Consider the following 12369-nt stretch of genomic DNA (forward strand, 5'->3'; position numbering starts at 1 on the left):
AGGCCACTGCCCACGCTTGCTATGCCGGCAACCCCTACAGGCCTATATGAAAATCTGCCCAGATCTGCCGCGCGGCAAGCGGTTTCGGCCCGGCAGTTGCGCCAGACGTTGTTGCCACTGCACGCGGGGTGACGGGCCCACGCTAGCTTTTGCAGCCGCAGCCGTCAGGGCTTTTTCTGCCTTGGCAGCCGCCCTCAACTCGGCAAGGCTTGGGGCCTTGCGCACCGGTTCGCTAGCAATCTTCTGGACCGAGCGAAGGCAGAGCTTGCATGTGACCTCGGCGATTTCCGGAGTGTTTTTCAGGCTTGTCCCCGTGCGTCCACATGCAATGTTCGCCTCGGACGCGGAAAAGTGGATGGCCATCGTGTGTCTCCTGCGTTTTTTGGGCGCGGGATTCTACACGGTTGCGCCACGGCCGAAAGACATGGGTGCTAACCCGCCGGAACGGTACGCCCCCTCATCGTCCCTAACCGCTTGGCTGAATCTGCTTTGGCACGCCTCACAAAACTGAAGAATTGTGATCCGGGACCTTCCTGCCTCGAGTCGCTTGGCTAGCATGCGCATCCTTTTAAACCATTACGTCAAACCGCAAAGGAACTGCCAATGAAACGACCAATTCTGCTTGGTCCCCTCCTCGCGCTGGCTATGTTGTCTGGTTGTGTCAGCTACGAGCCTGAAACCTGGCTAAACAGGGGCCCGATCACCATAGACGCCAGCAGAACAGGGTATTGCTACACCGATGCCAACCTCATTGATGGCAAACGCATCTCGGGCACGCTTTGCGCAACGCCGACGTCTGGCTTCCTGATGAAGGGCGAACCTGAAATCCAGTTTGGCCCCTGGGGCATGAAATTTATGAAGGAGCTGGTTAGCAATACGACACAGGGGGTTGAGTACGACTACCAAGACAAGCGTGTTCGCCTTCAGTGTTCACCCGTGTTGGACAGTGCAAGTCAGGAAACGGGCCGTGACTGCACGGTGACGATGAATGCTCAACATCTGGTCAGCGCGACCTTCCTGTTCGTGCCTCAAGCGGCCCAATAAGCAGACGTTTGCCTTCGGAATTTCCCCAGCAGCGCGAACGCGCAACACCTAAACTCGTTACTCATGGATGACGCCGCATGCCTAGAAAACTGTTTCCAATCTGCCTAACCGCGTTCTTCATAGCCGGATGTGCGGGCAAGGCGCCAAGCAATGAACCCCTGTCGCTTGCACAGAACGAAGAGCACCTGGTTGGTATCTGGGCCATGGTGCCGCTGCGTAACGGCATCGCGAATGTCGTCGAGTACAGGGCTGACGGCAAGGCACTGCTGCACCCTTTCAACTGCGCAGAGTCGGGTCAGCCTGAAGTCGAGCAATCGGACTATCGGGTCGCCGATGACGGTCAGACGATCCACGTCAGCTCGCCGCATGATGAGTTCGATCTGAAGGTGCTGGAGTTCAACCGTCGCACAATGCGCCTCGGCCTGCATGTTGCAGGCTCCGGCCTGAAGTTTGCGTATCTCAAAGTTGAGAAAGCCGCGCCGCTGTGCGCGCTGTATCAGATGGACAATCTGCAGGCTAAGGCGACCCCTTATCAGCAGAGCGATTTCGTCCCTGCCCCACGTGTACCCGCTCGCCCGGACCTGGATCGCTTCATCGGTAAGTGGGCGATCGACACCGGGCAGGTGCAGATTGGAATTCGGCGCGATGATGACGGCCAAGCTTTTCTCTACCAGGCCAACAGCGAGAACTGGCGTCACCTTTACAACGCAGTGCACTGGGTGGGCGATGAGTTGCACTACCAAAGCTACGCGTACTCGGAAAAGGAGTCGCTATACCGACATCCTTACCACAAGTCACAACATGCGACGATCATGCAGGCGCAGCCCGACGGCCTGATGAAACACTCATTCTTTATCGGTGAAACCAGGCACGATCTTGTGCTGAAGCGAGTCTCCGATTAACGAAGCCACACGAGCGCGAGCTGACTGTCGGTCACCGGTGGTCCTGTGTTGCAACCCCAAATGCGCGTACTCCCTGGATTCGCGGAGCACGCGTGCAGGGTCCAAATCGCATTTATTGCATTGTAGATATGCAAACCGGCACGGTGCTCGAAAACGCTGTGCGTGCCGTTTAGACATGACGCCGCCGCGCGCAATTTTGCTGGCCTTGGGCAACCGTGCGCAGCTACGGGCGATGCTCCGTGATGCCCGCCAATCTATCGCGTCATCACTGAGCAACTTCGAGTCGCTACCACCGTGCTGAACAAACTGGCGCCGCCGCTCGGTAACGCGCGAGGAATAAAAAAACCCCGCCGAAGCGGGGTTCTATAGCATGCGGTCTTTCCATTTGTCCTAGGCACCGCAATCCTCGCGGCGATCCTTTGGCCATCCAGGCTCGGCGCGCGTCCTGCGTCAATGCGTGCGCACTATGGGGCTAGCGGCCAAGAGTATCTACGGCTTAATCACGACGCAGAGCGTAGGCGAATGCTTACAGCCGAAACATTTACGATGGTGCGCACTGTGCGCTGCCAAGACCCTACGGCGATAAGCGAAATCCTCATCGCAGCGTTGAGAATCACCAACTACAAGGATTATTCCCGGACTGTAGTCGAGAAGGTTACGGACAGGTGAAGCGCTGGTCCGAAGAGCCTGGGGGGCGGCCCTTGACCCGGGCGCACCGGAAGCATGGGGCCAGGCGTGGCTTAGCATGCTCAAGGAAATGAGTGTTGCGCCTCGATATGGGGAGCGATGACGCATGCGCCTTCGAGGTAACTATTTACCTAGGCTAATCGTCATGGTGCCTGCGGGAACGTCGCTGATCAGCCATCGTCCATCGGGTAGTTTTTGCAAGACGCTGCTAGGGGCCGGCCGCAGGTCATCTGGCAACTCGAACGCCAGACCTTTTATCGGCTCTTGAGCTTGAACTTTGAGTTCTATACCCCCGTGTTGCGCCAGCACGTCGACTTCAACCTTATCGCGCGCAGCCCACCAGCTGCCGTATTGATTTAACGTACCAAACCAGGCGAAAGGTTTGAGCCGAGGAAGAACTTGCTCCAGGAAACGGAATTTATGATCAACCTCGTTGGGGTGAAGCAGCATCACAAAACTGGCGCCATACCGCGCAAGTTTTTCGGCTAGCTCAACTGCCTCCTCGACTCGCTGATCCATAATCGGCGGTATCTCATCCTCCACCGCAATTGGAAATTCAAATACCGACGTTTCGCTGCTATACATTCGCTGAGCATTGGTGCGAAACGGCAAGTGCGTGGTGAGATTTCCGGCGGTCGCCGAGCTCGAGAATCTATAGCCCGACGCCGCTAACGCCTCTGGAAGGCGAGGCGGTGTTGCCAGATAGCCCGGGCGGAAGGAGACCACCTGCCCACCTGTCAGTTGCTCCAGCAAGAAACGGCTCACCCTGAGTTCACCCAATACCGTTGCACCTCGCGTATCGCCCAGCGACTGAACCCGCGGCTGGTATGTCGGATATCGCTCGGTCCCGTCACCAAGTGGCACCGAGGCGTACATGTCAGAATGGCTGACAGAGTGACTGGCGATTTCCATGCCAGCCTCGACCAAGGCATCCATCGCAATAAGGGTACGGTCGTTGAAAAAGCCTTCGTCTTGAAAATCGCGGTAGTACTTCGTTTGAAGGAAAAAGGTGGCCGGTACCCCTTCGCGTACGAGCAAGTCCCGGTAGGCAAGCAGGTTGCCCATCGACTCGACGTAATCCACGTCGAAAGTCACAACCGCTGCAAGTTGCCGGCCTTCCGGTACGGAGGCTATCGTGACGGCTAGCGGCTCGTGCTCGCGATACACCGCCCTGAGCCAGCGCAGCCAAACGTCCACAGAGGGTTCATAACCGTTTGCATATGCGCGGTACCCTTGGTCGTTGCGGTCGTTGTGCGCTCGCATGATGAAAAAGCCGAGGTCAAAACCTAGCGCATAAGCGCTCCCACCCGCTTCATTGTCGCCTTTGACCATCGCTGCCGATCCGTCCTCGAACCTGGCCAATACCTGCTGAGCATTCTCGTAAGATTGCGTGCCTGTCCAACTGGTCGGTAACTCCGGCTGGCCAAGCAGTACTGTCTTTTCGTTCGGATCACTGATCCAATCAAGGGTCGGCACGTGCTCGAAGATGATGCTGTGGTGGGACCGAGACTCTATCGTCGATTCAAAGCCGAACAGGTCCTGCACGCCACCGCCTAACACCTGGGTGGCTATGAGCGTTCGGCCTTCTTCCACGTGACGGCGAAGTGCCATTCGTCCAGCCTCGTCAAGCGTGCGTCCGGAGATCAATGGATACACCAGCACGACGTTATGACGAGTGGCCTCGGTGACGTCATCGGTGATAGTGAACGGCACGCCAATACTTCTGAGGCCGTGCGCCAGGCCGAGCCAGGCGGAATCCTCATCGGTCAACAAAATCGCAAGGCGAGAGCGTTCTCCGCCGGAATAGCGTTTCCAGTCAGAACGCGTCTGCTCCGAGATATAGCTCGCTTCGCCTGGTCCATTGAGCTTATCCAGGCGGACAAACGTATTTCGATCGATAAAAGCAGTAACGCCAGCTATCAACAAACTGACGATAAACACAACAGCAACGACACGTGCCGCGAAGGCAGGCTTGTCCCAGAACGGCACGAAAACCTCATCGGTAAAGGTTGGAAACCAGCATATCGGAACGCTACGAGTCAGGCGAACCTTAAGGGACACATTCGCCCCCGCGAGACCTCATCGGGCAATGAGCGTCAGCGTATTTCCTTGCCGGGGCTCGCTGTCGTCACCGCACGACGGTGCGCCTGCTACATTCGCCGAAACCACTTTTCAAGGCTGTTGCTTGGATGGGTAATGTTCCCATGCTTGCCAATCGATACCCCCGACAGCAAACGGCTGTAACCCGGCCCGCCAGCGGCTATCCTGCTCCTGCAGCATAGCTTGCGAAGCGTCAGCCCACGTTTCGTCAGGCGCCAGCTCAGGTTCTACGCTCTGCGCGAGTCGAAAGTGCACTGCAGGCCAGCGTCGTGCAATTTTCTCTGTGAGCTCAGCGCTACGTTCGGCGCTGCGGGTGTAAATCATCAGGCTCACTCTATTAACACCGAGTGAGGGTAGCTCGCACGGTGCGCAGGGCATCCCGCCCATCTCCTCGGTGAACCAGCGATAATGGCTCGATATTTCGACCGGCCAAGGGCTGGCGGTTGCCACTTGCTTTAGCGTGTCCAGCCATTCACGCACGTGCTGAGGCGCAACCGGCCAGCCACGCTGCTCCACCTCCAAGTCCAGGTGAAGAGCTGCGAAACCCACCGAACCTAGCTTCGAAATGATCGCAATCAGCGAAGCGCGGTGTTCTGGCACCATCCAGTCCGGATCGCCCAACAGCAGCACAGGCTCAAAGCCACGGCTGTCGAGTGCCATGACTGTCGCATCGAGCATGCGAATAATATCCGGCTGCGCGAGTTGTTCAGCGCTTAGCCCGATATAGAGACGCTTGATGCCCGCACGCTCAAGACGAGCCAGTGTTTCAGCCTGGGCAGCAGAACTGAGCAGTGCACGGCTATCCCACATGTAGACGCCCTGCTCCCAGTTACTGGACGCTTTGAAGTCAGCCGTATTCGCATTCAAAGGCACCCAGTGAGCCATGTTGCCTCCGGTAAGCGCGGTGCGCTGAGCATTGTCGGTGAAGAACAGCTGTACACCAGACAATTGCTGCCAAACCGTGTACCAGCGATTGATCACCTCCAATGCTGCGCGGTGTACCTCAAGCTCGCTCATCTGGAGCGCCCCAATGTCCGGCTCAGCACCGGCCGCGTTGCTAAGCTGCTGCTCGGTTAGCGCAAGCTTGGCGACATTGAACCGCTCTTGAGCGGGCGACAGACTCAACGAGGCCCTGTGCTGTGCAGTAAGTGCATGCTGCAGTGCCTGAAGAATTGCCCCATGTTCTGCCCGTAAATGCTCTCTTGAGCCCAGGCCTTGTTCTGAGCGCTCCGGATCTCTGATTTTTTCGTCGCTCATTAGGTCGATAGACGATGAGAGCGTCGGGCTGGCAACGGGAGCGTCGCCGGATCGTGAGGTCCCCTGCCTGCCCTCTGAGCCCTGGGCCGAGCTGAACCCAGATCGCTTGTGGCTCAGCTCCGCCGCGCGACCATAAACAGAAAGGTTCAGATCAAGCCGTTTCCTCCAAGTTTCAATTGGCTGAACCGTCAATGAGAGCGGCTCGGCAATCGGCTCCATGAACTCCAAGCTACGCTGACTCAGCCGTTCCAGCAGGACCTTGCTCGCCGTAAGGGCTTGGCCAGAGGCAAGACACTCCACTGTAACAGCCTGCCACCGGCTATCTAACAGCATTGCTTCAGAAGCCAGAAGCGAGCCACTGTGTACACGTCCTGCTATTTCAGCGCGCGCCTGCACAGGCCTGGTTCCCAGGCTTTGGCACCACCGCACGGTTTCGCTGGCTCGCCACCAATCAGCGTAAGCGGAGCTCACGATCAACCGCTGCTCTGCACCGGCTAGCTGCTGAATCGCTATTTGCTGTTCAGGCTCGCTATTTACCGCGCTCAGTTCAATTACATGCTGACGGAGAGCGCTTAGCAAAGGGTGGCGGATGCCCAGACTGTGAGCTAGAGCGTCACTAAGAGATTTGTCGATGGCGCGATTTACATGCCTCGAGGCATTGCGCGGCCATCCGGCCTCAGTGTTGGGCGGCTCAGGCAACTGACCCGGCATCGATAAGTCGGCTATTGCTCCATCTACCGACGCCCTAGCGGATATCCCACTGAGCAGGTCATCCAGCGGCAGGACCTCGGCGGGCGCAGCAAACGCCAAGCAGCTCAACAAGCTGCCACCTATAAATTGACGCATTGAATAACCTCTTGGCTCGGCGCAAAACCGTCACAGCATCCTGGCTGTCTGCTTGAGGACGGCCAGCATTTGTATGCGGATGGCACTCCGGCACTAACGGCTTAGTGCCTTTAATCAGAATGGCTGGCCAGATGAGTGGGGCGGGCCGAGATTTGGATGTCAAAAAATCAGTGCACGAGAATCCCGAGCAAATCACGTGCCTGGCCAAGACCTACCGCTTCGGCTTTCACAGCGGCCAGCTCATCGCTGACACGATTAGCTTGCTGGCCTGGACGGTTGCGGCTCAGGCGAAGATACCCGCATCCGCCCTGCCCGACCTGGCCTTGCGCAGTTCGGAAGCCACATTCGCATCAAGGACGAGCATTAGAGAAGACCGACTTGGCGGGTCTGGATTTACGCCCGCGGCGGTTCGAACGCAATGTCTTCGGCACCTGGCATGGCCAGCAAGTCGAGATGCTCGCGTTACCGCCAGCGAGGCGTCGGTACTCTTCGATCGAAAGCAGAACATGCGCAGGCCTGCCCCGATCGGTGATGAACGCAGGACTGGGGAGCGCAGCCATTTTTGCGCCGCTGGCGTCTCGATCGAATTCGCGGCTGCTTATCGTGGTGGGCATGGTCGATACCTCCCGAGGCGTAATGTAGGGATGTTGCTTCATTGCCGGACGGTCAACGTGACGCTGCCAACTGATGGCATGGGCGGCAAACTATAAGTTTTTCAACGAAATTCGTGTAAATTATAGTTTTCTCGCACTGCTTATAGGAAATTTGTCATGCGGCAACCCATTGAACGGGCCGGATACAGCTGGCTGATCAACGCCCTCGATCTACGCTGCGTGCCGCTTGATCATGAGTGCGTCATAGGTTCGCGTCCAGCGCTCTCTCAGTCCGTTGGCGGTGCGAAGGTAGAGGTCTTCACCAAGGGTTACGCCAGAGAGCATCGCCCCATCGATCAGATGCTGTTTGCGCTCTCGTACGAGGGGGTAAATCTGGGCGTCCTGGAGCGCGCCTTCCAGATTCCGGCTGTCCGGGATGACCTGGCTGCTGCAATCGCTGAGAAGCCCGCCAGCGGCTACCTACGCCGGCTCTGGTACATCTGCGAAACCATCGCAGGCCACCAGCTGCCTCTGCCCGATGCCGCGCAGAACATTCCCTACGAGCACCTACTCGCGCCGGACAAGTATTTCACCGGCCCAGAGGAGTTGTCGCGCAGACATCGCGTGCGGATGAACCTGTTGGGAACGCCTCAGCTTTCAGCCCTGATTGGCCGCCAAGGCTGGACCGATGGCAGTCTTCTGAATGCGCAAATCGTCGAGCGCATGCATGACCAGATGATCGATTTTTCGGTCACCGAGATTGCAAGAGCCGCTCAATACCTGCTGACGACCGAGACCCGCAGCTCATACGAGATCGAGCATGAGCGTCCTGCTCCTGATCGAATCTTGCGATTTGTGCGAGTGCTGGAACAGGCGGGGCAGCGTCCGCTGGACGAAGAGTTTCTGTTCGACATCCATCGGATAGCCCTCGGCACTGGGCGTCCCGATCCGTCCATCGGCGCATACAGGCATCTGCAGAACTGGCTCGGCCGGGGCGATCTGATCCACCTGATCCCGCCGGCACCAGAAAAAGTGCCTGAAATGATGGAGCAATGGTTCGTCATGCGTGAGCGCGTCATGCGCGCTGACGCCCCAGCGCTAGTGAAGCTAAATGCAATCGCGCACAGCTTCATCTACATCCATCCTTTCATGGACGGCAACGGCCGGCTGTCCCGCTTCATCATGCAGGACATCCTGGCCAATGAGAGCCTCAAGATGCAGGGCATCATCCTGCCTATTTCTGCGGGGCTTCTGGTCAATCTGGACAGCTACATCGGCACGCTAGATACATTGTCACGGCAGCTACTTAGCGCCACGCAGTACCACCGACGGGACTTGGCAAGCGATCCTGAGCTGGACGAGGACAATGCCCATCTATTCGCCCACCTGGACTTCACTGAGCTGCAGAGCGAGGTCAATAAGAGCGCGGCGAAAGTTCTCGATGGGCTCATGCGCGATGAGGTCAGCCATCTGGTCCGGCGTGATAGGTTCAAAGACCAGTTAAATCGCGAGCTGGATCTGTCGAATCGGGATCTTGAGCTGCTTATCGCGGTGATCTATGAGAACAACGGGCGTGTCTCCAAGCGTAAGCGGACCGGCTTGTTCCAGCACCTAACAGATGAGGACATTGCGCTAGCAGAGAGCATCCACGCCGATCTACATGCGCCGGAGACACCAAACTCCGAGGTGACTCAGAATCCCTTGCCGTAGGCTTCGCTCAGGACTGAATAGTAAGGGGCACTGCTCGGCTCGAGGATCAGGCGACGACAGCTACATCCGCCCTGCCCGACCTGGCCTTGCGCAACTCGGACACCTCATTTGTATCAAGGACGAGCATCAGGAAAGATCGACTTGGCGGGTCTGGATCCGCGTCCGCGGCGCATCAAAAAACGCAATGTCCTCGGCGCCTGGCATGGTCGGCAAAGCCCTGGTACTCCTCGATAGAAAGCAGAACATGCGCAGGCCTGCCCTGCTCCGTAATGAAAACAGGACCGGATAGCGCAGCCCTTTTTGCGCCGCTGGTGTCGTGAGCGAATTCGCGACTGCTTATCGTGGTGGGCATGATCGATACCTCCCCGAATACAATGTGGGCCTGTTACTACATTTCAGGGAACGGTCAGCCCGTCTTACATAGCGTCGAACGCGGCTTGCAGGTCTTCTTGCCCCTTCTTCCCGCTTTGCAGAAGCAGCATCAGTAGAATTCGCGCTTTCTGTGGGCTCAGATTGCCGGCCATGACGGCGCCCTCATCGGCGGTCGTTTTACCGCCGCCCTCGAAGCCGTAGTTGGCCATGACCCGCCCGTTATAGACACGTGTCGAGATCACTACTGGTACCTGCTTACCTAGCGCGTATTTCACCGCCTCGAACATCGGCTGGTTCATGTTTCCCATGCCCAGTGCCTGCACCACGATTCCTTTCGCGCCCTGATCAACTGCGCTGCGCAGCAGGCTGCCATCGGCCCCGCCGTACATGGCAATTATTTCCACTTTTGGCATGGTGTCGGCTTGGATTTCAATGTGCTGTCGGCGCAGCGGCTCCCTCGCAAAGATCACACGGTCGGGATAGACCTCTCCGAGAAAGCCGTAGTCCCCGGACTGAAAGGTTTCTACGTTGGCTGTATGGGTCTTGGTTACATGCCGGGCGGCATTGATCTGGTTGTTCATGGCCAGCAGGACCCCTTTGCCCTTCGCTTGCTCATCGACAGCAATACGCACGGCATTGAGCAGGTTGCGCGGGCCATCGAAGTCAGAAGATGAGGCGTTGCGCTGGGCTCCGATGACAACGACCGGTTTGTCCGATTCGACGGTCAGGTCAAGCCAGAATGCGGTTTCTTCAAGCGTATCGGTGCCGTGCGAGACGATTACGCCTGACACCTCTGGGCGCTGCAGCGCAGCGTTAACCGCTTTGGACAGTTCGTTCCAGCGCGGCGGATCCATGTAGTCGGAAGGCACGTTCGATAGGTTTTCAACTTCAATCTTCGCGAACTCCGCCACCTCCGGCACCGTTGCGAGCAAGTCATCTCCGGAAATGGCCGGTACAGGCGCCTTCTTGACCGGGTCGATCTTCATTGCAATTGTTCCGCCAGTCGCAATGAACTGAACCGTGGGCTTTTCCTGTGCGTAGGCGTTACCAAGCAGGGCTGCACAGAACCCGGCGATTAGAAATGGGCTTTTGCTCATGGCAGTTCCTTACCGATATTCATATGAGGGTAAAGAAACTGACAAGCGATCCTCTGTTTGGTTGGGGTGGTGCCATCAGGCCGCATCACTACCTCACGATGCCCCGAAAGCTCGCCGGCAATTGCCCGGTGGACTTGGCTCGTTCATGGGCCTGTCCTGCCACAGATCACTGTAAGGTTACAGCGACCTGCCGACCGTGGACGGCTATGATCGGCTGATCTTGGCCAATGTCCCCGCTATCTAAGGCTGGCGGCTCCACCTGCGCTTATGTCGCCGTAGCTGCAACAGCTCTCAAGCGCCAGGCAAAAGCCAGCACCATCAGCAGGCCCAGCGCAGCCATCGCGGCTCCGGCCAAGGAGACTGCTGGGTAGCCAAGCCCAGCATTGATCACTGCACCGCCTAGTGCCGCACCAATTGCGTTGCCGAAATTGAAGGCGCCGATATTCACCGCCGAGGCGAGATTGGGCGCGTCCTTGGCAGCTTCCATCACACGCATCTGTAACGGCGGCACCAAAGCAAAACTGGCGATACCCCAGACCAAGATGGCAACGGCAGCCGGCAGCGGCCAGCGCATCAGTACGGTGAACGCCAGCAAGACAAGAATCAGCACGCTCAGCGAAACGATCAGGGTGCGGTCAATTGGTCGGTCGGCGGCCTTGCCGCCCCACATGTTGCCCAATGTCAGCCCCACACCGAATAGCACCAGCATGGCAGTGATGAAAGCCGTGGACGCGTGGGTCTCGCTGCTGAGGATCGGCGCGATGTAAGTGAAGACGGTGAACATTGCACCCGAGCCGACCACAGTCAGAGCCAACGCCCCTAGCACCGGCCCACGGCCCAGCACCCGAATTTCGGCCAGTACACCCACGCTTTTCGGGGCCGGAACGTTGGGCAGGGCGATCCACAAAGCGGCCATGGCTACCACGCCTAGACCGGTAATTCCCCAGAATGCGGTGCGCCAGCCGAACAGTTCGCCAAACCAGGCGGCCAGCGGCACGCCGCCGATGGTCGCCAGGGTCAAGCCCATGAACATGGCCGCAACCGCCCCGGCACGCTTCTCCGGAGCGACCACGCTGGCGGCGACAACGGAACCGATGCCGAAGAACGCACCGTGGTTCAGTGATGTCACCACCCTGGCGACCATAAGGCTGTAGTAATCGGTCGCCAATGCTGACATCAGATTACCCAGCGTGAAAATCGCCATGAGCCCGATCAGCAAGTACCGTCGGGGAATCTTCCCGGTGGTCAGGGTCATCAGCGGTGCGCCGAGCAGCACGCCCAGGGCGTAAGCACTGACCAACAGACCTGCGGCGGGAATGGAAACGCCGAGATCCGCAGCGATGCTTGGCAACATGCCCATCGGGGCGAACTCGGTCACGCCGATGCCGAAGGCACCGATGGCGAGTGCTACAAGGGGTGGATTGATGCGCATGGAGTGCCCTAAGGTCGATCCGTACGCGGCGATCGCCGAAGGCCAGCGACGCCCTCGTGAATCTGCTTTTCCCGATCTATGCGTTCGGCAGTGCCGGATTCTCGCATCAGGTTGATCATACCCTGTTCCAGCACGCCGGCACGGATGCGGCTCAGTACGTGCTCCGGAGTCTGCCGCTCGATGATGACGTTCGCAATACCAGCGTTGTGCAGCAACTGGCCCAGCAGCAGGCCGGACGGGCCTGCACCAACGGGCGTTAGGAGAACCGCCAGGCTCAGGCGTCGCTGAACATCTTGTGGGGGTCGATGACGAATTTCTTGGGCACGCCA

Annotated in this window: 8 protein-coding genes and 3 pseudogenes; 3 read left to right on the forward strand and 8 right to left on the reverse strand. The window is 58.2% G+C overall.

Annotated elements, in window-relative coordinates; all coding sequences use genetic code 11:
• Positions 1-42 precede the first annotated feature (42 nt).
• A complete protein-coding gene (locus NA619_RS13205; RefSeq protein WP_255962306.1) occupies positions 43-363 on the reverse strand; it encodes a hypothetical protein in 321 nt (106 codons plus the stop codon).
• Positions 364-603: 240 nt separating this feature from the next.
• Here NA619_RS13205 and NA619_RS13210 point away from each other — a divergent pair, with 240 nt between their 5' ends.
• Together NA619_RS13210 and NA619_RS13215 are read left to right on the forward strand one after the other, a co-directional pair.
• The gene (locus NA619_RS13210; protein WP_255962307.1) at positions 604-1044 is read left to right on the forward strand and encodes a hypothetical protein; all 441 of its coding nucleotides are present in this window, start codon (positions 604-606) and stop codon (positions 1042-1044) included.
• A gap of 77 nt (positions 1045-1121) precedes the next feature.
• Positions 1122-1946 (forward strand): hypothetical protein, encoded by an 825-nt coding sequence (locus NA619_RS13215; protein WP_255962308.1) that lies wholly within the window; start codon positions 1122-1124, stop codon positions 1944-1946.
• Between the two features lie 810 nt (positions 1947-2756).
• On the opposite strand, the gene NA619_RS25130 is transcribed toward NA619_RS13215, so the two are convergent.
• The 3 genes and pseudogenes from NA619_RS25130 to NA619_RS13230 all read right to left on the reverse strand — a co-directional run bounded on the left by NA619_RS25130 (position 2757) and on the right by NA619_RS13230 (position 7450).
• Entirely contained in the window at positions 2757-4622 is a 1866-nt protein-coding gene (locus tag NA619_RS25130) for a polysaccharide deacetylase family protein (RefSeq protein WP_255962309.1), read from the reverse strand.
• 183 nt (positions 4623-4805) lie between these two features.
• Positions 4806-5858 carry a hypothetical protein gene (locus NA619_RS13225; RefSeq protein ID WP_255962310.1) on the reverse strand — a complete coding sequence of 351 codons (1053 nt, stop codon included), beginning with the start codon at positions 5856-5858 and terminating at the stop codon, positions 4806-4808.
• Positions 5859-7229: 1371 nt separating this feature from the next.
• Positions 7230-7450 (reverse strand): annotated as a pseudogene (locus NA619_RS13230) (type II toxin-antitoxin system prevent-host-death family antitoxin).
• A 156-nt stretch (positions 7451-7606) separates the two neighbouring features.
• Between NA619_RS13230 and NA619_RS13235 the strand changes: the two are divergent.
• Positions 7607-9139, forward strand: coding sequence for a Fic family protein (locus tag NA619_RS13235; RefSeq protein WP_255962311.1), 1533 nt, complete (start codon positions 7607-7609; stop codon positions 9137-9139).
• A gap of 126 nt (positions 9140-9265) precedes the next feature.
• Here the strand turns inward: NA619_RS13235 and NA619_RS25235 are convergent.
• The 4 genes and pseudogenes from NA619_RS25235 to NA619_RS13255 form a co-directional block, all read right to left on the reverse strand.
• Positions 9266-9491: pseudogene (locus NA619_RS25235) on the reverse strand (type II toxin-antitoxin system Phd/YefM family antitoxin).
• A 64-nt stretch (positions 9492-9555) separates the two neighbouring features.
• On the reverse strand, positions 9556-10608 hold the full coding sequence (locus NA619_RS13245; RefSeq protein WP_255962312.1) for an asparaginase: 1053 nt from the start codon (positions 10606-10608) through the stop codon (positions 9556-9558).
• Between the two features lie 265 nt (positions 10609-10873).
• Entirely contained in the window at positions 10874-12040 is a 1167-nt protein-coding gene (locus NA619_RS13250; protein ID WP_255962313.1) for an MFS transporter, read from the reverse strand.
• Between the two features lies 1 nt (position 12041).
• A pseudogene (locus NA619_RS13255) lies at positions 12042-12312 on the reverse strand (FAD-dependent monooxygenase); the annotation flags it as partial.
• Between the last annotated feature and the right edge of the window lie 57 nt (positions 12313-12369).

The organism is Stutzerimonas stutzeri (assembly GCF_024448895.1).
GTDB lineage: Bacteria > Pseudomonadota > Gammaproteobacteria > Pseudomonadales > Pseudomonadaceae > Stutzerimonas > Stutzerimonas stutzeri_Q.